This window comes from Cellvibrio sp. KY-YJ-3 (genome assembly GCF_008806955.1).
GTDB lineage: Bacteria > Pseudomonadota > Gammaproteobacteria > Pseudomonadales > Cellvibrionaceae > Cellvibrio.
In genome coordinates, this window is sequence record NZ_CP031727.1 from 4,346,938 (window position 1) to 4,368,499 (window position 21,562).

The following is a 21,562-nucleotide window of genomic DNA, read 5'->3' on the forward strand; positions in this document are numbered from 1 at the left end:
AACGCGGGTATCTATTGAAAATAGTTAACCTGGAAAATACAACCACATTACCTGATACGCCCTAAGCACAAGCGGCTTGCTAAAATCCATGACCAAGGGTTTGTGATCAATCAGGTTAATCACCTCACGCGCGGGCAATAAATTGTGCAATATGTCTGCATTTATCTCGCGCTCAGCCGCACTGAAATTACATATCGCTAATAACCGCTCACCATTATCCGCTTGCCGTAAATAAGCAAAACAATGGTCATTACCGGTACGCAAAATATGGGTACTGGCGTTGCCAAATACCGCATGTTTTTTACGCGCCGCAATCATTTTGCGCAAACCCACATTAACGGTGTATTGCGGTGTGCCGGGTTTGTGCGCGAGTGCAAGCGCTGGTTCATCAATACGCGGACGATTCACCCAGCGTGCGTCGTGCAATTTGTGAGGGTCAGACTGGAAACTGTAATCATTAAGCATGGCCAATTCATCGCCCGCGTACAGCAGCGGTACGCCGCCGATACTTAAAATGACACTGTTCAATAACAAGATGCGTTTAATTGCCAGCTCAATTAATGCCGGGGAATTGCGTTCCAATGCCTGTTGCAGCCCAGCGAGTGATGCCAGTGAACCGCACACACGACAATCACCGTTTTCCGGATTTTCTTGAAAACCCAAGCCCACCGCAAACGAATTTTCAAAACGACCCGTGTAAAACTGATTCAAAAACAGCCGGTGATTGTAACCATTAATGCCCAAATGCGCCGCATCGCCATCGTCAAACGTCCAGCCGATATCGTCGTGGCAGCGCACATAATTGACCCAACTGCAGTGTGGATTTATTTCAAAGCGGTGACTTAAACTTTGGGTGATTAACCGCGTTTTTTGCGTGGCTAAACTATTCCACAATAGCGCCATTAGCAGCGGGTTGTAGGAGAGCTGGCATTCCGTGGGCGCGATATATTTCACCACCTCATCCGGGTGCACAATCGCTTCAGATTTAAATACCACCGCCGGTGCGACAATTTGCAAACAGCAGTTAAAGGCTTTGATTAGCGCATGGGCCTTGGGACGATTCTCACACACTGTACCCATGTCTTTCCAAATAAACGCCAAAGCATCCAGCCGCAGGGAATCGCAGCCGAGGTTGGCGAGGAATAACATTTCATCCACAATCGCGCGGAACACGGCAGGATTGCCGTAATTTAAATCCCACTGAAAATTGTTAAAAGTCGTCCACACCCATTTATCAATATCCGGCAAATAACTGAAACTGCCACGGCGCACACTGGGGAAAATTTCGCGCAGGGTCGCATCGTATTGATCGGGAATACGCCGATCATCAAACATTAAATAATAATCCTGAAATTCAGCATCGCCAGCGCGCGCCGCTTTGGCCCAGGCATGATCATCCGCCGTGTGATTAAACACAAAATCCAATACCAGGCTGATGCCTTCGTCGCTTAAGGCATCCGCAAATCGTTGCAGATCTTTGGTAGTGCCCAAGGCAGGATTCACACAGCGATAATCGGATACCGCATAGCCACCATCGCTATCACCTTCCGGCGATTTATACAGCGGCATTAAATGCAAATAGGTCAGCCCTAACTCGGTGAAATAGGGGATTTTTGCCAGCAGTCCGTTTAAATCACCGGCCATTAAATCCACGTAACAGGCCATGCCCAGCATCTGTTCCGATTTATGCCAAAGCGGATCAGCAAGGCGCTGTTTATCTTTCTTTTTCAGGCGCGCTTTGCGCTGGGCAAAATTACTGGCGAGGGTTTGCACCAATTGCTGCAGGTGATAGTGCAAGTCGTAGTGTTTGTCATACACCTGCAACAACAATTCAAACAAAGTGGGAAAATGTTGCTCAAGGCGGGATAAAAATACTTTGTGATCAGTTTTAGTGAGCGACGATAAATCGATAGCACCAAGAACACGGGTTAAACATTTTTTGCTTTCGCTTGCTGGATTTATTTCTTTAACAGGATTCATAGTGTCTTCCCGACTATAAATTTATACATTAGCGACCACTGGGTTTTACACCAACTGGCAGGATATGAATAAAAAGAGTATAGACAGGACAGCAGCGATTGCTGCCGAAAACAGCGGGAGATTCGCCACAAATAAAAACGCCAGCGCAGGTTTATCCGGCTGGCGTTTTTAAGAAACTAAAATTTATAACTTCTTAATTAACACTGAAAAAGTTAATCGACCAATTATGCGCGGCGGCGCAACACACCTACGCCCAAAACCCCCATTAGCAGCAATACCAAGCCCGATGCCTCAGGCACACTGGCAGGGCGATGGATTTCTACGGTGAAATCATCCATACCCCAACTAACTCCCCAGTCAGCCAGACTGTTGTAAATCATCAGCTGATCTATACCCGCCCAATCCAATTGAATCCAACTTGCGCTCTCGGGCGTGATTACAAAAGTGTCCAAGGTGCTGTACACCAACACACCATCCAACCAACCTTCAAACGCGAGTTCCTGTTCAAATAAATAAGACCCAAACCAGGCGCCGATAAAATCAAAACTGCCCGCGCCTGCCAAATCGATAGACGACCAGGCACCAAATGCATTAAACGCAACATTAGTACCGGAGACGACCGCCGTATCCAAACCGGTGCCGGGGTAATCACTGCCGCTCAGGGCGCCGATTACATTCCAATTAAAGCCGCCGTAACCATCACCAATTTGCGCGAAGGATTCATCGCCCAGATCATCAAAATCAATTACCGCTGCGCTGGCAAATTGCGCCGCAAACATTAACAACACACTTCCAATAAATACTTTCATTTTTTCACTCACTTTTTATAACAAGAATGTTTATGGATACCCGCGTGCGCGGGTATGACTGAAATATTTTCAGCAAAAACCTAGAATGCCAGGCTTTGAATTTGGCTTTCAGTTAATGCCGTTTCATAAATACGCAGCTCATCCATCGCGCCTTTGTAGGGCACATCCCACCAGTTCACACCAAGTGAAAAAATGCCATTGGTGGTGGTAAAAATATTCGGGAAGTTGGTGCCGCTGAATCTTTTCACGCCATTTACATACACATTGAGTGCGCCGTTATTCACCGTGAACGCCAAGTGCGACCACTGGCCTGCGGGAATATTCATACCCAAACCAGCGTCGTACCACGCGGTGCCTGACCAGAGCATGGTATTGCCATTAACCCAGCCATGCCCCATTGGCAATAAACTCACCCAGGAATCGGTAGTGCGTGCGGCAAAAAAGCTGGTGGTAAACGCATTCAGTTCCACGGGGTTCAACCAGAGCGAAACGGTGTAATTGTTGGAGCTGATAATACCGTTGGGCAAACGCACGCCGGTATTGCCGTCAAACACCGCTGCTGCGCCCTGCACACCACTGGTGTAACTCAGGTTACCGCCGAGCCAATCGATACGCGCACCACTTACATTACCTGCCGCCAATACACCGGTGGCATCATTCAAATTATTATCAAACGCATAGTGTGCAATCAGGCCGCCAATCGATTTCTCACGCACCACTACCACAAAATTTTTCGTCGCCGTGGTAGTGCCTTTTTTGATGCTCGCGGTGAGTGTCACCATGGCATCACCCGCACCATTTTCCGGGCGAGTCACCACACCCGTGGTGCTAACTGCTGACGGGTTCGATGATGTCCAGGTAATAGTGGCATTGCGTGCGCCGCTGGTTGGCAGGGTGAGGTTGCTGGTGATGGCCGAAGTATCACCGAGGTTTAATTCCGCTTTAATGGCATTCACGATTTGCAAATCAGTGCGTTTTAATAATTTACTGCCGTAAATCGCCACGCCTTGATTGGATAACGCGGAGAAAGTCAGGGTGTAAGTTTTTGCCGTTTCATCCCACTGGTTCACCACCACACCTTTGTAAGTAGGTGCACCGGCCAGATTAATTTCCACCTGATTATTACCCACCAATAACCAACTACCGGTTGCCGCGCCAGTGACTGTGCCATTGCTATTCAAGCTGATATGTTGGGATTTTTTAATGGTCGCGGAAATATCTTTACCGTGATTCACCAACAAATAATCGCCCACCACAAAATCGCGACGTACGGTGCCCAGCGTTTCATTGGCGTAGCGATAAGGCGCAACTACCGGCCATGCATCGGCATTCATAAACATCTGATGCACACGAATTTCATGCGCTTCGCCGCGCTCGGGGAAACGGCTGTGGAAAATTAAAAAATATTTTCCGCTCGCGGCATCGTAGTACGCCGAGTTGTGACCGGGCGATACATAACCCGTGCCTATGCCGGTGCCCACTTCGCCGAGTTTGCGCTCAAACAAAAAGTTGCCCATCAGTTTCACACCAAAGGGCGCGATGCTTGCGTCATCAAAAATAGGCAGCGCGGGATTCGCTTTCACGCTCGCCATATTGTTGCCCTGCGCATCGTAATAAGGGCCGTCCGGCGCAGTCGCACGCGCAACACGCATGTTGTAACCACCCACCGCATCCAAACCGCCGAAGGAGCTGAACATATAGTAATAATTGGTTTGCGGACTGTAGAGCACATACACGCCTTCAATACGGCTGTGATTACCGCCCATCAAGTGTTTACCGTAACCCTGATTGGGCAGCGGCTTACCGGTTTGCGGATCAAGTTTGAGAATAAAAATCCCGCCGGAATAAGAGCCGTAAATCATCCACAAATTATTCTGCGCATCAAAAAAAGTATGCGGGTCGACCGCATTAGGGTGTTTGCGTGCGTCGTAAATGGTGCCGTCTTCACTGGGCAACCCCCACATGCCGGACTTGAGGAAAATCCCCTTGTCCACATAAGGCCCCTCCACCGAATCAGCCACCGCGACCCCCATCGCCGAACGCGGCGCATCGCCCCGGCAGGCGTTGTAGTACATATAAAATTTGCCATCGGCGAGCCGAACAACATCCGCTGCCCATAAGGTATTCGTCTCCGCCCAACTGAAGGTCTCTGCCAGCTCGGTCACTACATTGGTAAACAGCGGGTTTTGTGGACTAACGCCATCGGCGATGGAAGTCCACTGCAACAAATCCGGCGACTTGGCCGCTGCCAAATGGGAGCCAAACACGTAGTAATTGTTATCCACGCGGATAACCGAAGGGTCGTGCACCGAAGCATTAAGAAAGGTGGGCGCGCTCACCGGCGCCAACTGCGCCTGCGCACTCATACTGGTCACTAAACCGCCCAGCGCTAAGGCCGAAGCCAACAAAGCCGCCAAACGTCGGGATTGGGGTTGGGTTATGAACTTCATCGATTCTCTCCAGAAGTAGCAATAATTATGATTATTTCGCCTTAATGTCTGACAATTAAAAAACTAACAGGTACAGAAACTCACCCAGCGATAAGCTCGCCAAGAAAAACTGCAGATAATCTGTACAAAAACAGGAGTTTTTAGCTGAAACGATATAAAAGCGTTATTTTTATAGCCGGATTAGTGTGTCACGCGCCAAAACATATCTCAATCATAATTTATTATTATCTTATAATTTGTAGTTGTTAGTATCAGGGGTTTTTAGAGCGTTGTGGAAATCAGGATGCATACCCGGTTACGAAGGGGAAGCCAAGCAGAAGCAGGGTTACGGTATTAACTTTTAGCCGCAACGCTTGTTAGCGGATTACTATTCAGGTTTATTTGTTCCTAACAATTCAAACTCATTTAAAAAACCCGCTATAAACTTTTGAGTTTTCACATTTAAAGCACCAACAACTTGTTGCCCGTTAGCCTCTTCGGCCTGGATAATTACCACATTAGCTCTCATGCCAGTCTCACCATCCAAGTGAATAGCATATTGGGGGATTTCAATGTCTATTGGCGTTCCGATATTTATTCCATTTGATTTCAGAAGGAATACCGCAGCACCGCTGTTAATGTCTGACTCTACAGCGTGTCTTTTAGATACATATTTAATGGCTGACAAGTCAGGCCAAGCTACTTTTAATTGGCCTAGAACAACCTCGGAAAAAAATAGTGTTAATAGCAAGATAGAAGTTTTCATAAATTTATAGTGATTTCTGTGATGGTGATGGCGATGGTTTTTAAGTGATCCTTTACAGCACAATAAAAATAGCTAATGGCGAAACAGCCAATTAAAAAATGTATTAAAAATAAAAAAATATTTCATGGATTTTCTTCTGTAAACCTATTAAACGGCCAAACGGTAAATAGTTTTTTTGATTGACGAATTTTCAAAAAACCACAAAAAGTCTAATGATATCGCGTGCTTTACTTTCTTTGATATTCCTTGGAGAGAAAATCACCAGAAACCGTAATCAAAGTTAGCAGGCACACACAGTTAACGCGCCATTTTTATCATGTCCGTCTGCAACGGAAAATTCAGCGCGCAGCCTTCCACAAATTTTTTCACTTCGCATTCGCGATATAAATCTCCCTTGCCCTGCCCCGGTTGATTAGCGGCGAGTGGTGGAAAGGCGCCGTAACCGGCGAGTAGGCAATGCCAGGAGGCAGTGTTGAAAGCGGGTTTGATTTTCCGCTGTGCCAGCTCTGCCGCCAAATCACCGCAGCGATACCAGACATCCAGAATTTGCAGTAGCGATTCGGGGAGTTGTTTGTTGTCGCGGTTCGCGCGCCAGTAATCGCTGCCGAGCGAATTATTTACGCCACGGGTATTTAATTTGTAGTGCGCAATTATGTAATCGCGCACACCGTCAAAATGATTGGCGACGGTGCGATTAAAATTATCGCGCCCATTACTCGTAAAATTGTGTTCATCCAGCGCGTCCATTAAGGCTTCTATGGTGAGCTGCACCAGATGCAATGCCGTGGCTTCCAGCGGTTCAATAAAACCTTGCGATAATCCGAGCCCCACACAATTGTGCGACCAGTGTTGCGCTAATTGCCCGACGCGCATGGTTAAATGGCGACACTCCTGCGCACTTTCACTCATGCCGATGTGCGCGCGAAATTCTGCTTCGGCTTGATCGCGGCTGATAAATTGGCTGCTATACACATAGCCATTACCGGTGCGATGGGTAAGCGGAATTTGCCAACACCAACCTGCGCTTAACGCAGTGGAGCGCGTTTCTACCGGAGGTTTTTCCAGTGCAGCTGTGGGCATTACCACCGCACTGTCATTAAATAATTGCTGTTGATATGAATGAAATTGCACCGCCAATGCCTGTTGCATTAACAGCGACGCAAAACCAGTGCAGTCGATAAAAAAATCACCCGCGATAAAATCACCGGCATCGGTTTGCAGGGCGGTAATTTCACCGCGATCATTGCGCAACACCTCGGCCAATTTCGCTTGGTAATGAATCACTCCCCGCGCCGTAGCTACACCGGCCAAATAGCGGCCCAGCAACTGCGAATCAAAGTGATAACCGTATTCCATTTGAAAGGGAAAATTAGCCGACGCGATGGGCACCTTGCCCTGCCGAGCCAATTCACCATTGATAAAAAACTTTTCCGGGTCGGTGACTACATCCAACCCCAAACGGCGGGTGCGGCAGTTGGTAAAAAATGCGCGCTCATTAAATACGTCAGGCTGGGAATAAAAGGGATGTGAATATTCCTGCATGCTCGACGCGGGGCTCCAGCCCACAAAACGAATATTGGTTTTGTAAGTGGCGTGGCACGCGGGCATCCATTCCTGTTCGGGTAAATCCAACTGTTTAAAAAAACGTTTTAACGAGGGCGTTGAACCTTCACCTACACCAATAATAGGAATCTCAGGGGATTCCATCAGTGTGATTTGCACTTGTTCGCGCGGCCAGCGTTTGGCAAATAAATTGGCAGCCATCCACCCGGCGGTACCGCCGCCTAAAATAACGATGCGCAACAGTTTATCCACGGTTTATACCTGCGCGTGTTACGCCAGCGTATTGATGCAAAAATTCATCGTGGCTGGGCAATTGTGTGAGTGGCTGGCGTTTCGCGCTGGCGATACGCGCAAGCATGGACTGCAATTGTTCCGCGCCGGGAATATCCGCCGTGGGATGATAATCGCGCGGCATAATGCCCTGCCCCATCATCACTTGCAGCCAGGAAGAATCCAGAAAAATATCACCGGGATCATTCATGACTGCGCCGGTTTCTTGGAACAGCGCAATTTTATGCGCAAGGCGTTCAGGTATCCGCATATTGCGCAGGTAGCGCCAAAACTCGCTATCGTCGCGCTCATTCAAGTGATAGTGAAGAATAATAAAATCGCGCACGGTTTCGTATTCGTGTTTGGAGTCCCGATTGTATTCATCCACTTGCGTTTGGCTGATGCCAGCATTGGGAAAATGTTTTAACAACCGCACAATCGCCGATTGAATTAAATGAATACTGGTAGATTCCAGCGGCTCCAAAAATCCACTCGACAAGCCCACTGCAATCACATTTTTGTTCCATTGTTGTAAAGTGCGGCCGGTTTTAAATTTGATCGGTTTAGGTTCGGCGAGCGCAGTTGAATCCAAATTACTTAATAAAATAGTGGTCGCTTCATCGTCACTTAAATGGTGTGAGCTATAGACCAAACCATTGCCATTGCGATGGGTAAGCGGAATGCGCCACTGCCAACCAGCTTTGTGTGCAATGGAGCGCGTATAGGGCAAGGTTTTTTCAAAGCGTTCCGAGGGCACTGCCAGCGCGCGATTGCAAGGCAGCCAGTGACTCCAATCTTCATAACCGGTTTGTAATGCACCTTGAATTAGCAGGCCACGCATTCCGCTGCAGTCGATAAATAAATCGCCTTGAATTTCACTGCCATTTTCCATAAGCAGCGTTTCTACAAAACCGCTATCTGTATTTAACCGCACCTCACGGATTTTTCCTTCGGTGCGCACAACACCCGCCTGCTCGCTGATTTTGCGCAAATAGCGGCCGTAAAGTGCGGAGTCAAAATGGTAAGCGTAAGGCACTTGATAGAGCGGATCTTTGCCGTCGAATTTGCCGAATACACCGGCCTCGCAGCAGAGATAATTTAAATCGTAATCCCAAATTGATGTGTTCAAGCCTTGTTTTTGTGCGCGCAGCCAATAGTGTTGAAAGGCGCTAAAACCGATGGTAGTGCCGGGGGCGCCAAAGGTGTGGTAGTAGCTATCGCCCTGCTGTTTCCAGTTATCAAAACGGATGGCCATTTTGATGGTGGCTTTGGTCTCGCGCAAAAATTCCGGTTCATGTAAACCGAGCACAGAATTAAAGGTTTGGATGGGCGGAATAGTCGCTTCACCCACACCGATGATGCCGATCTCTTCCGATTCCACCAGTTGAATCTCTACCCGCTGCTGCAACACTTTTTTTAATAGCGCTGCCGTCATCCAGCCAGCGGTACCGCCACCGGCAATCACAATTTTTTTAATGATGTTGTTCATTCAGATTCCGTATTGCTGCCTATTATTTTTGTTGCACTGTTACGTAGATACACGCATTCGCGGCCATGACGATAGGTATATTTATCAACATACCTACAGGTTACTTATGTTTCTAACAATAGTTGGTATTTCAGCGCGAGCCTAATTATTCAGCCCGCGCCATAAAAAAACCTCACAGATTGCGCTGTGAGGTTTTCCAAAACAACTTGCTCGTACCTACAACAATAAACTTAGAACGAGTAGTTCACGTTCACCATGTAGGTTGGGCCAAACTCGCGGCGAGCAGTCACTATACCTTGATCACCTACATCTTCCTCATCCTCGTCGGTCAGGTTGGTACCTTGTAACGAGATACGCAAGCCGTCCAGCGCGGTGAAGTTGGACTCGGAGAAGTCGTAACTGATTTGGGCGTCGATCAACTGCACACCATTGCGATTGGCGTTTTCAATTTTGTTACTACCACCGCGTTGATAGGTTGCAAAATCACTACGATCGGTACCCGCCACACGCACTTCAAAACCGTTCATGGAGTAGTAAACGGTCAGCGAGTGAACCTCATCCGATTGACCGGGAATGGCAGAGCCATCATCCAGTTTGGCATCGATAAACGCGCTGGATGCTGCAAAACCGAAACCGTCCAATGCATCGCTCAACAGGTTCAGCGGTACGTTAGCCGTCAGCTCCCAACCGTCCACATTACCTTTCAAGCCATCTTCAAACGATGATGAGTAACCTTGGAACTGTGCAGGTGCCACTACAGTACCGGCAGTCAGGAATACATCGTTCGGGCCGTAGGTACCATCGGTTTGTACAGTTTTGTTGTGGAACGCCGGGATGTAGTAGTTGGCGCCGTCATTGGTCGCATCGTTAGTGAAATCGATAACGGTTTGGCCTTCACGGGTCCAGTTAACCAGGTCTTTGTAGAAATAGGTTACGGATACATAACCGTCTTCCGCAAAGTATTTTTCATAAGCCAGATCCAGGTTGTTGGATTCCAACGGACGCAGTGTAGGCGCGCCCTGGAACTTGGACCATGGCGTTTCCGCTTCGTAATCCTCGGACAAGAGGATGTCGATGTTTTGGTCGTATTTCACGAAACCGGAGGCTTTCATTTGGTCGATACGCGCGCGGCTGATGGTTTTGGATGCACCAAAACGCACAAACTGCGACTCGGCTACTTCAGCGCTGACGTTCAAGCTAGGCAGCACTTTGGTGTAGCTAGCGCCACCTTCAGCCACGATGGGATCAACGCGGAACTCTTCATTCACCAAGCCGATGAAACCGGTCGATGCCTGGTCGGTATCCACGACTTGTAAACCGGCGTTACCAAATACGTTGATGCCACTGACATCGGTATTGAAATCACCTTGAACATAGAAAGTAGTGACTTCTTCAGTGACTACATAGGTATCGCCCAAGCGATCCGGCTCCAGCGTTGCCGCTGAGGTTTGGTAGTAATAGCCATCTTTGTAGGGCGCATAACCGTCATAGGCGACAACCATGCCCAAACCAGCCCAGGTCAAGTCAGCCAGACCGTAGCGGTATTTCTCGGGGATCACTTCATCCACTACACCGGTGCCATTGCCATAGGGGTATGTGGGTGAGGTGGCAAAGAAGCCGTCGTTCACTTTGGATTTTTCGCGATCGCTGTAGTAAGCGCCCACCGTTACGCCGGTGAGGAAGCTGGTATCCAACTCTGCAGCCACTTCGAATTTGATGGTGGTTAAGCTCTCATCAAATACGCCGGAGTTGAGGAAGCCGTCCTGTGCGTTTTCGTAAGTGTAAACACCACCGCCCGCCGCTTTTTCCACATTGGATTCAAACACGTCGGCCTCAGCCGCCAAAGAACCACCCCAACCTTGTGGGCCGGTCAGTTTGATGGCGTCGAAATCGCTGAAATCCATACCGGAAATGCCGGTAAAGAACACGCCACCCTGGCTCATTTCAAAGGTGCGTGAACCTAATTGCGCATTGGTCAATGAACCTGAACGGCCCAGACCGGCATAACTTTCACCGCGGGTATCGGTTTTGCTGGATTCGCTGTCAGCCACATCCAAATGAACAGACCAAACATCGTTCAGTTTGTATTTGAGGTTTAAGCCCACGGTTTGCAGTTCACCGAGGATCTCTTTAGGGTCGGTACGCAATACCGGGTTGGCGTTAACCTGAGTGCCAGTTGCATCAAAAGCGCCTGAACCTGCAGTGAGAGAGCCCACGGAGAAGGGTTCGATAAAGCCGCGAATCACACCGTAATCGCTGTAGTCGATATCCAATGCATCGATGACTATATCCAGATCATCGTTGGGGCGGTATTGGAAAATCGCCGACACAGTGTCGCGCTCCAACACGGAAGAGATCGCCATGATGTCCAAACCGCTCGGCACAAAACGACCGGTGTCTTCATCTTCGTTGTAACCCCAAACGCCGTATTTGCGTTGGTTGGTAGGCGATTCGGTAGAGGCGTAGGCCATGGCCAAACCGATGGTGTCATCGGCAAAGCGTTGTGAGAAACCAATAGCGTAACGGTTGCCATCGTCGTCGAACTCGGGGTTATCTGAACCCTGCGACGCCATTTCGTAAGAACCGTTAAAAGTCACGGTGGGGGATACATCCAGTGGGCGCGCAGTGCGCAGATCCACGGTGCCACCAATACCGGTGGTGGTTAATTTGGCTTCGGATGATTTGTAAATCACCGCGCCAGACATAATTTCAGAAGGGTACAAGTCGTACTCGGCACCGCGGTTGTCACCAATACCCAGCAGCTCACGGCCATTCAGGGTGGTGCCCACGAAGTCTTCTTTAAAACCGCGCACAGAGATACCGCTTACACGGCCGCCTTTACGCTCACCGGCCAAACCTGGCAGACGTGCCAGCGATTCGGCAATGGATGAGTCGGGCAATTTACCAATATCTTCCGCCGCCAGGGCTTCAGAAATGGAGGTGTTTTCCATTTTCATCGACTGGGCGCGCATCAAGCTCGCACGGATACCGGTCACCATCACCTCTTCTACGTTTGAGGCGTCCTGACTGGTAGTGTCTTGTGCGAATACCAAGCCGGAACCACTGGTCGCTGCCGCGACAGCCAGTGACAAAATGGCAGGCTTGAATAGTGTGTTGTGTTTCATGTCTCTCTCCCGATGTGTTTTTATGTGCCGCAAAAATTCTTTGCAACCGGTTGTAATGTAGAACAACTGAGGCCGAAAGCAAAAAAAGTTCCGCGAATATTTAGCATTGCTACGGAAGGTTACAATTTGACCATCAATTAGCGAAAAACCAGTGCTACCCAAAGAAACAACCGGTTGCATTAAGCGACAAAAACAACAGTGGTTACATTAGTTAGCATTTGAGAGTAATTATTGAACAGCAGTTGAGCGCTATTTTGGGTGCAACAATGACTGCTTTAGGGAAGAAAACGGGTGGAAATAGGAGTTTGCGGGCAGGTGCTGCCGTTGCGAGCGCGGAGATCACTGGCGGGGATTGTTATCGCAAACCAGAACACTCGCTTATGCGAGTGTGCCGGTTGCCTTTGTTGGAGAGTATCTAGCGGAGGCTGCTATTACGCAGCACTATGTCGGTGGGTAAGTAGGCAGATTCAACCAGATCGCCATCAATCATTTTCAGCAGTTTTTCTACCAACCAACGGCCGCCGAGTTCACGATCCTGATACACCGTGGTGATGGAGGGTGTGTAGTAGCGCGCCAGGGAGATATCGTCGTACCCCACCACGGCCACGTCGCCCGGTACTGCCACGCCGTGTTCATTGAGTGCATTAATCGCCGCCATGGCGATGGCATCACTCAGGCAGAACAGCCCATCAAACTCATGGCCGCTCGACAACAGGCGCAAAGCGGCTTGGCGATGGCTGTCTCGGGCGCTGTCCAGAATAATTTCCAGCGCCGGTTCAGGTGCAATATTGGCCTCTGCCAATACCGCGCGATAGCCCTCGTAACGGAGCAATCCCTCCGGTGTACCCCAATCGCCAATAATTGCAATGCGTTTGCAGCCGCGCGCCAACAGGTGCTGGGTTGCCAATTCACCACCGCGCCGGTTGTCACCACCGACGGTGCAATAGCGCTGATCCGGCAACTTGGCGCCCCAGGCCACCATAGGGGTATGACCATCGGCAATACGATTCAAATCCTCGTGGCAATCGGCCTGCCCCACCACAATTAAACCGTCACAGTTGATGCGGCGCAAACCATCATCACCGCTGGCAACTGCATGCAGGCTTAGCCCCGAGAACAACATCTCGTGCCCCTGTTCGATCAAATTGAAAGAAATTGCACCGAGCAACTCCAGAAAGAAAGGGTCAGTAATTTGCCAGCTAGCGCTCTCCGCGGAGGGAATCACAACCCCGATGGTGAGCGACTCTTTCAAGCGAAAATTGCGCGCCTGGGTATTCAGCCGGTAGTTGTGCTCTTTGGCCAACGCCTGAATTTTTTCCCGTGTTTCCAGATTCACCAGTTCGCTGTTTTGCAACGCACGCGACACAGTGGATTTAGATACCCCCGCCATACGGGCAAGGTCGGTCATTTTCAGGGCGGATTTTTTGACGCCGGGTTCTGCTATTGCCATAACACACCAATTACCAGTCACGAATTAATGAAGCAATTTCAAAGGGATAAAACGCAGATCTCAATTGGCATCATAATTTGTTTTATTGACAATAACCATACAACCGGTTGCAAGCTGGCCTGCAACCGACACGGATTGACTTGCCACAATTTAATAACATTGGTTTAATTAGTAAATTAAAAATAGCGTCTAGTATAAAAACAACTCTTATCAACTATCCCCCGGCCGCGAGGATGCCCCATGCACAAGTGTTCTTTATTCGTCTTTTTAGCGGGCACCATTGCCTTGCTGGCAGGTTTGAGCCATGCCGAAACAGTTGTCAGCACACCTCATTACTCTCTCAGCTCACCGGATCAACAGATCCAATTACAAGTGGAAGTGAAACCGGAGGGGGTGTTTTACGCCGTGTCTTATGCCGGCAGGCCGGTGGTGAATCGCTCCCGCCTCGGGCTAAAAATCAAAGGCCAACAAGCCTTGGGCGAGCAGATGGTGCTGCGCAAACAGAGCGAGCGCGAATACAACCAGGATTGGCAACAACCCTGGGGCGAACAACAAACCATCAACGAACACTACCGTGAATTACGGCTGGAGTTGATTGAAACCAGCGCCAGCCCACGGCAATTAACCCTGGTACTGCGCGCCTTTAACGACGGCATTGGCCTGCGCTACGAAATTCCCGCCCAAGCGAAGCTGAAAGAATTTGTGATTGAGGATGAACTCACCGAGTTTGTACTGGCGGAAAATAGCCATGCATGGTGGCTACCCGCCTATCGCAACTGGGGGCCGGAATACCAATATTTAAAATCAGCGCTCAGCTCGGTAGATGTCGCCTTCACTCCCATCACCCTGGAAGCGCGCCACTATGCGCTGGCTATTCACGAGGCGGCGCTGGTGAACTACGCCAGCATGACCCTGCGCATGGTGAGCGATAACACCAAAACCCTGAAAGTGGATCTGGTGCCCTGGCCCAATGGCGACAAGGTGCGCACCGCAGCGCCCATGCAATCCCCTTGGCGCACGATTCAAATCGCGCCCAAAGCCATCGACCTGCTCAACTCCTACTTAACCTTAAACCTGAATGAACCGCCCAAACCTGAAACACTCAAGAGCGACAACAGCTACATCAAACCAGGCACCTATATCAAACCGGGAAAATATATGGGCATTTGGTGGGAGATGCACATCGGCGAAAAAGACTGGAGCCCCGGCCCCAAACAGGGTGCAACTACTGCGCGCGCCAAGGAATATATCGACTTTGCGGCCCAGCACGACATTAGCGGCGTGCTGATTGAAGGTTGGAACAAAGGCTGGGAGGGTGAATGGTGGAAGCGCACGCCGACCTTTATTTTTGATGAGCCTGTCGTCGGCCTGGATTTGGAAGAAGTTACCCGTTACGCCCGCGAAAAAGGTGTGGACATTATCGGCCACCACGAGACCGCCGCCGGTGTGACTTACTACGAACAACAGATGGATGCCGCCTTTGGCTACTATGAAAAACTCGGCATCCACAGCGTGAAAATGGGCTACGTGGGCACCCGTATTGATGGCGACCAATGGCACCACGGCCAATACATGGTCAACCACTTCCAGCGGGTGGTGGATACCGCAGCGCGCCATAAAGTGATGGTTAATGCCCACGAAACCGTGACCGATACCGGCCTGCGCCGCACCTATCCCAACCTGATGACCCGCGAATGTGTACGCGGTATGGAGTACAACGGCGGCAGCCCTGACACTGGCAATATGCCCGACCACACCACCATCATCCCGTTCACGCGCGGCCTATCCGGCCCGATTGATTTCACCCCCGGCATATTCAACTTCGATTACAAAAAACATCGCCCCCACAACCGCGTCCCGTCCACCCTCGCCAACCAACTAGCGCTCTACGTGGTGCTCTACAGCCCACTGCAAATGGTGGCCGATTTACCCGAGAACTACGCCGGCCACCCCGCCTTCCAGTTTATCGATGACGTACCCACCGATTGGAAACAGAGCCGCGCATTACAAGGTGAAGTGGGAGAGTATTTGGTAGTCGCCCGCCAAGATAAACAGAGCCCCGACTGGTATCTAGGCGCCATCACCAATCAGGACGCACGCCAACTTGAAGTAAAACTGGACTTCCTCGACCCCAAAGTGCGCTATGAAGCCCAGATATACCGCGACGCCAAAGACGCCGACTGGGAAACCAACCCTGAAGCCTATGAAATCAAACGGATAAAGGTGACTGCAAAAAGCACCTTGGAGCTGGATTTAAAACCGGGTGGGGGAACGGCGATTCGGTTTAAGCGGCGTTAGGCCGAGTAAACCGAATGACACTTGTAGGGTGACACTGCCAAGGGTCTTACTGGAATGACCCACTGGTGCCACGATCAAGTTTCAGATTGATATTTTCTATTTTTAGACCTTGGCACTTCCGGTTGAAGCGGTTAATTAAATCATTCACTTGAAACAGCGATATAAGTGCAGCGTGCAATGGCAGTAGATAACCTTTTTTATTGAGAGCCATGAGCAAGTCGTCTGCGAGCGAGTTAAGTTTTTCTTCCGCCACGGTGCAGAGGCCATTAATGATTTCAACTGCGCCGCCCTCGAAGTGAAGCTCGATTACGATAGGGGAAATTAGGCCGAGCCTATCAATTTCTTGCAAAAATTGACGAGTGAGGGCTTCATTTTTAATCTCCGCCTCAAGGGTCGCTTTAATTTTGGATAAATAAAGCGATTCCGTTTTGTTAGCTTCGTATAGGGGTTCGCCAGATTCCGTTTGTAGAGCGAGACTATTAAGGTCTGCGGCAAGCGCATAACCTTTTTCAGCGTTTGCTGATGGCACCAGTGAAAAGGGATAGATTTTCATTTCAACGGGTGTATAAGTTGCGCGCCATTTCTGATTTTCTATAAAAAGGTTTTCACCTGCGCGAAAGCTGGTTAGCGCAGTAAGCGATAACGTACCTGTTTGCGCGCTGCGCACAAAAAACACTGGAAAACTGCTCACTGCCTTGTCAATTTCCGTTACCCGCACCCCCATTAAATGTTGTGCCTGAGCAAAAAGGATGGGGGCTGCGCAAGATAGTTTTAAATCGCCATGAATGTTCGGATCAAGCTCCACCAATTGCGTCATTATTTATTACCTGGCACTTAATGTTGGGACAGCCACTTCGCAATATATTCGCGATGCGGCGGTAGGTTTTGTAACAACTGCGTTGTTAATTGTTGAGTTCGCCTCAGTATGCTTTCCACTTCATTTTTTCGCTGATAAAGATACTCCTGCTTTTCAAACTCAGGTTTGAATCCCATACCGTAGATTACATACTGATAGCTGGCAGCCGGAAAAAGTTCATAGGCACTTTTAAAATCCTCTACCCTAGGGCCACGGCAATGCCAAATAGCTAAATCATCTTTAAGCGAGTCGGGAATTGTTTCAGGGTTGGTGTGATCCTTCCAATATTGCTCCTGCCTTTTTGTCAACATGTAATGTAATTTAAGAAAATCAATAATTCGCTGCCAGCGATAATGCATTTGCTCGTTAAACCGTTTAGCTATCACTCGGGTAGCCGCACTATCGGGTATAAGATTATCGGCTATGTAACGCGCGGATAATTCCACGAGCATAATGGCTGTTGCTTCAAGTGGTTCAACAAATCCCGCCGCCATGCCTACAGCAACACAATTATTTTTCCAAAATTCAGCACGATAACCTGAATTAAATTCAATTTTTCGAGGAGTTAAAGTATTCATAGCGTCACCAATATAGCGGCGCAGATTTGACTCAGCCTCATCATCGGACAAATAGCGACTTGAATAAACATGACCGACACCACGGCGGGATGTTAAACCTATATCCCAAATCCACCCGGCATTTTGCGCTGTCGCAATAGTATGCGAGGCAAGCGGCGCGGCGTCACTGGGGTACGGCACTTGTACTGCCAAAGCCCTATCGTTAAATAACACTGCACTGACATCAACCATAGGTACATTGAGCGCCTTTCCAAGCAAAATTGAATGCATTCCACTGCAGTCTATATAAAGCTCGCCCGATATCTCACCCTGGTTTTCCAGAGTTAAACCCATAATCTCGCCATTTGGAGAAACAGCAACACGCTTCACGTCATCAACAATGTGCGTCACGCCAAAATCATTGATGCATTTTTCTTTCAGAAGCACACCGAAAGCGGCGGCATCAAGGTGGTAGCCATAATTACAGGAACCTTGGTACTCCTGCTCCGCCAACGTGCGCGGCGCCAGTCCTGCCTCACAAACATCTTGCTGGAAGTTGGTCAGCGTAGCGAAGTTAGTAATATCAGAAAGATAGGGAGCGAGATCAATGCGACCGTAACCGGTAGGAACAGTAAATGGGTGATAGTAGTAATCATTATTTCCATTTACCCAGTTTACAAATTTTCCGCCCTGTTTAAAGGCAGCGTTGCAGCGTTTAAATACATCACACTCTTTTAAGCCGATGCTACTAAGAGTGTTTCTCATGGTTGGCCAAGTACCTTCACCGACACCGATGGTAGGTACATTTTCGGATTCGATAAGAACAAGCTCAGGGGCCCCAGGCAAGTGGCCATTGTGTTGTGCTGCAATAATTGCAGCAGTTAACCAACCTGCGGTCCCTCCGCCTACAATAATTATTTTCATAATATTAGCGGCCCTGTAAATGCGCGATAAACGCGCGTTAATTATTGTGTGGACTGATAGTCTGCTTTTTTAACCTGCTTAACATTTTTAAGTGAACTCCTGCGTGCATTAACTACACGCAGGAGCCCAAGTAACCCTGAATAATAATGCGCCAGAGTCGGTACTAATCACATCCGATTTTAGAACTTGGCTCTAACGCCAAGTGCATAGCGTGAACCATTATCTTCCACGGAGAAGACTTGATTTCTGGAGCGTCCATATTGATACAGCTCCTCTTCAGTGACGTTAATTGCTTCTACAAACACAGTGACATTGTCATTAAGATCATAACTTGCACTCAAATCAAGCTGCCCATAACTTCCACCATTGACTGGTTCGCCATTGCCATTATCGACATAACGCAAGAAGGGTTCACGGTTGTTAAATGCAGCACGAGCTTGCCAGTTATCAGCCTCGTAGAACACTACCAGGTTTTGAGAATCGCCTAGCCCTTCCAGTGCAAATGTTGTTGCTGTATCGCCACCCAAGCTTGCATTACTATCAACCACAGTCGCGTTCACGATAAAACCAAAACCGCTGTCGAATGTATGAGTGACACCAAATTCAAACCCCGTTACATCCGCAACTTCACCATTTTGCGGTCTGGAAACAAGATACTGCTCAGTTGAACCTGAAAGTTCTGCAGATGTCTCCGTTCCATCGCAAGTAGCACAAATGTTATTGGGTGTATTGAGGCGGTTCGCCATGGTGATAGTTTCAAGGCCAGAGAGATTTACGATGAAGTCCTCAATCTCCTTGCTGAAAAATGCAACGCTAAGCGCGCTGGACTCGCCGTAATACCACTCATAGGAAACATCCCAGTTAGCGGATTTGAATGGTTTGAGCGCTGGGTTGCCACCCGATGCAAACAATGCCTGATTTCTTGGTACAGAATAACTTGTGGCGGGAGAAAGCTCGCTCATAGTAGGTCTGGTAATAGAATCATATTTGGCAAAACGCAGCACCATGTCTTCAGTCAGTTCCATTTTGACGTTTAGGCTTGGAAGAAGATTGGCGTAACTACCGCCATCACTCAGCGCAGTAGGCTCACTGAATACATGATCAAAAAATGTCGGATCAGCGGTTGGTACTATATCCAGAACATTTGACTGAATTGCAGCAACAGTGATGTCAGTTTTCGAATAACGTGCACCGAAGTTTGCGTAAACAGGCATATCAGCAATTTCGGCCTCGAAATCGAAATTAACATAGACGCTAGAGACATCTTCATTGATGGTGTAACGATCATCGCGCAAATTAGCGGTGGTCGCAGTTAAATTTCCATTTTCATCGTAGAACTCGGATCGAATATCTTCAATTGATCTGCCCAAGGTATTTGCAGCAGTAGCCATACCCTCTTCAGAAACCATCCAATCGATATAGGCGTCACCATCGTATGTCCAATATTCTTTAGGAGCACCCGCAAAAAAATTATCGGCAGTGAATGACTCTAATAAGGCTTCAGGCACTGGAATATTGTAGCCACAATAAATATTGCATAAGGCTCCATTGGTTTTTTGGAAATATTCTTTCTCACGCTCTTGGCGATAAACGCCATAACTGAGTTTTTGGAATACACCTGCATCTGCCTCATAGACAAAATCAACTTTGTATTCATTGATTGCATCTTTGTTGGTTGCGCCATTGATCTCCGAGTAGTGCGCTTTTGCTTCTGATGCAGGGAGATTATTTCCACCCACCAAACGCTCAAACTGAACAACAGGTACACTCGTCGTGGAATCAAAAGAATTGCTATCTTTGATTCCCATTACATTGAAGCGGTTTTTACCAGCGCGATCGTTTTCCGCTGTTGACCGGGAAATATCAAAGGATGACTGTAATTTTTCAGTGATTTGCCACTCGATATTTAAACCAGTTTGAATATTGGTGACATCGCGACTGGCTGTTGTACTACTTACCAGATCAACAAACGGATCACCCACACCATCAGTAAATATCCCTGTTTGTTGCTCGAAGAAAAGCGCAGTGCGAGTCGTTGGATCTACCGTTGCTTGTGAAATACGCGAAGGCTCGAACCAAGCAGATAAATCAGTTACCAGTGAATCTACCTCAAACTTCGACATAGATCCGTCAAGGGTAATGGCAAGGTCTTCGCTTGGCGCAAATTGGAAAACCAGATTAGCATTGTCTCGGGTGCGACTTTGGGCATCCACTACCTGAGCCCAGTTGCGGGGGATGCTGACATTGCTGGCTATCACTTCATCCGCATTTTTCAAATCCAATCCCGGACGCCAGGTCGCCGTTCTAACGCTATTGATATTGACATCGCGCTCTTCGTGACTGAACGCGGCGAGAACACCAAAAGTATCATCCATGAATGTTTGGCTGATCATGCCGGTAAAACCAGGCGATGTTTTTTCAGAAAGGGTTTCATAGGTTCCCTTAATAGAACCCAGAAGTTGTAAACCGGGGTTATCCAATGGCTTGGCAGTAGAGATATTGATCGTGGCGCCAATACCGCCATCTTGCATGGTGGCGTTGGTGCTTTTGTACACGTCAGCACCACTGATTAAATCGGTAGAGAGCACATCAAAATTAAATTCACGGCCACCACTGTCATTGGCAACTTGGCGACCATTTACGAGGACATTGTTAAATTGGGGACCAAGACCGCGAACGGTTACAGCCTGCCCTTCACCGCCACTGCGATCAATCGATACACCAGTGATACGCTGCAACGATTCGGCAACGTTTAAATCGGGAAACTTACCCGCATCCTCCGCCGAAATAGAATCAACAACCGTATTTGCCTCCCGCTTGATATCCAGGGAGCGCGTCAAACTGGCACGAATACCTGTGACAGTAATCTCCTCCATTGCGCCAGGTGAATTTTCCTGCGCAACCACTACTTGCGCAGTGCTGGCAACTACAGCCGATGCCGCAATTACGCTACGTACGGCAAAAGCAACTTTATTGAATGTAAACATGTGTTTTTCCTCGAATATTATCATTAGTTATATACCCGCCAATAAACCAAGACACACTC

At 48.7% G+C, this 21,562-nt stretch carries 12 protein-coding genes; 1 reads left to right on the forward strand and 11 read right to left on the reverse strand.

All coding sequences use genetic code 11. The features are described 5' to 3' along the window. Positions 1-24: 24 nt before the first annotated feature. The 8 genes from D0B88_RS18440 to D0B88_RS18475 form a co-directional block, all read right to left on the reverse strand. A complete protein-coding gene (locus D0B88_RS18440; RefSeq protein WP_225318458.1) occupies positions 25-1,980 on the reverse strand; it encodes an amylosucrase in 1,956 nt (651 codons plus the stop codon). Positions 1,981-2,204: 224 nt separating this feature from the next. Beyond that, a complete protein-coding gene (locus D0B88_RS18445; RefSeq protein ID WP_151058991.1) occupies positions 2,205-2,789 on the reverse strand; it encodes a hypothetical protein in 585 nt (194 codons plus the stop codon). A gap of 80 nt (positions 2,790-2,869) precedes the next feature. Further along, positions 2,870-5,239 carry a LamG-like jellyroll fold domain-containing protein gene (locus tag D0B88_RS19255; protein WP_304487081.1) on the reverse strand — a complete coding sequence of 790 codons (2,370 nt, stop codon included), beginning with the start codon at positions 5,237-5,239 and terminating at the stop codon, positions 2,870-2,872. A gap of 367 nt (positions 5,240-5,606) precedes the next feature. Then, positions 5,607-5,984 carry a hypothetical protein gene (locus tag D0B88_RS18455; RefSeq protein ID WP_225318459.1) on the reverse strand — a complete coding sequence of 126 codons (378 nt, stop codon included), beginning with the start codon at positions 5,982-5,984 and terminating at the stop codon, positions 5,607-5,609. Positions 5,985-6,281: 297 nt separating this feature from the next. After that, positions 6,282-7,799, reverse strand: coding sequence for a tryptophan halogenase family protein (locus tag D0B88_RS18460; protein ID WP_151058993.1), 1,518 nt, complete (start codon positions 7,797-7,799; stop codon positions 6,282-6,284). Then, positions 7,792-9,306, reverse strand: a complete 1,515-nt coding sequence (locus D0B88_RS18465) for a tryptophan halogenase family protein (protein WP_151058995.1) — start codon at positions 9,304-9,306, stop codon at positions 7,792-7,794. Before D0B88_RS18465 ends, D0B88_RS18460 begins: the two co-directional genes overlap by 8 nt. Before the next feature lie 230 nt (positions 9,307-9,536). Then, positions 9,537-12,431 (reverse strand): TonB-dependent receptor, encoded by a 2,895-nt coding sequence (locus D0B88_RS18470; protein WP_007646158.1) that lies wholly within the window; start codon positions 12,429-12,431, stop codon positions 9,537-9,539. Positions 12,432-12,846: 415 nt separating this feature from the next. Continuing rightward, positions 12,847-13,881, reverse strand: coding sequence for a LacI family DNA-binding transcriptional regulator (locus tag D0B88_RS18475; protein ID WP_151058997.1), 1,035 nt, complete (start codon positions 13,879-13,881; stop codon positions 12,847-12,849). 240 nt (positions 13,882-14,121) lie between these two features. Between D0B88_RS18475 and D0B88_RS18480 the strand changes: the two genes are divergently transcribed. Further along, positions 14,122-16,179: a glycoside hydrolase family 97 protein gene (locus tag D0B88_RS18480; RefSeq protein ID WP_151058999.1), complete on the forward strand. Its 2,058-nt coding sequence runs from the start codon at positions 14,122-14,124 to the stop codon at positions 16,177-16,179. 46 nt (positions 16,180-16,225) lie between these two features. On the opposite strand, the gene D0B88_RS18485 is transcribed toward D0B88_RS18480, so the two are convergent. The 3 genes from D0B88_RS18485 to D0B88_RS18495 form a co-directional block, all read right to left on the reverse strand. Continuing rightward, positions 16,226-16,984, reverse strand: a complete 759-nt coding sequence (locus tag D0B88_RS18485) for a SapC family protein (RefSeq protein ID WP_225318654.1) — start codon at positions 16,982-16,984, stop codon at positions 16,226-16,228. 29 nt (positions 16,985-17,013) lie between these two features. Continuing rightward, positions 17,014-18,516 (reverse strand): tryptophan halogenase family protein, encoded by a 1,503-nt coding sequence (locus D0B88_RS18490; RefSeq protein ID WP_151059003.1) that lies wholly within the window; start codon positions 18,514-18,516, stop codon positions 17,014-17,016. A 179-nt stretch (positions 18,517-18,695) separates the two neighbouring features. Further along, complete coding sequence (locus tag D0B88_RS18495) at positions 18,696-21,503, reverse strand: TonB-dependent receptor (protein WP_225318460.1); 2,808 nt, start codon at positions 21,501-21,503, stop codon at positions 18,696-18,698. Between the last annotated feature and the right edge of the window lie 59 nt (positions 21,504-21,562).

Coding starts and splice junctions, on each gene's coding strand:
- D0B88_RS18495 (WP_225318460.1), bottom strand. CDS start 21,503: ATGTTTACATTCAATAAAGTTGCTTTTGCCGTACGTAGCGTAATTGCG.
- D0B88_RS18475 (WP_151058997.1), bottom strand. CDS start 13,881: ATGGCAATAGCAGAACCCGGCGTCAAAAAATCCGCCCTGAAAATGACC.
- D0B88_RS18490 (WP_151059003.1), bottom strand. CDS start 18,516: ATGAAAATAATTATTGTAGGCGGAGGGACCGCAGGTTGGTTAACTGCT.
- D0B88_RS18470 (WP_007646158.1), bottom strand. CDS start 12,431: ATGAAACACAACACACTATTCAAGCCTGCCATTTTGTCACTGGCTGTC.
- D0B88_RS18455 (WP_225318459.1), bottom strand. CDS start 5,984: ATGAAAACTTCTATCTTGCTATTAACACTATTTTTTTCCGAGGTTGTT.
- D0B88_RS19255 (WP_304487081.1), bottom strand. CDS start 5,239: ATGAAGTTCATAACCCAACCCCAATCCCGACGTTTGGCGGCTTTGTTG.
- D0B88_RS18465 (WP_151058995.1), bottom strand. CDS start 9,306: ATGAACAACATCATTAAAAAAATTGTGATTGCCGGTGGCGGTACCGCT.
- D0B88_RS18440 (WP_225318458.1), bottom strand. CDS start 1,980: ATGAATCCTGTTAAAGAAATAAATCCAGCAAGCGAAAGCAAAAAATGT.
- D0B88_RS18445 (WP_151058991.1), bottom strand. CDS start 2,789: ATGAAAGTATTTATTGGAAGTGTGTTGTTAATGTTTGCGGCGCAATTT.
- D0B88_RS18480 (WP_151058999.1), top strand. CDS start 14,122: ATGCACAAGTGTTCTTTATTCGTCTTTTTAGCGGGCACCATTGCCTTG.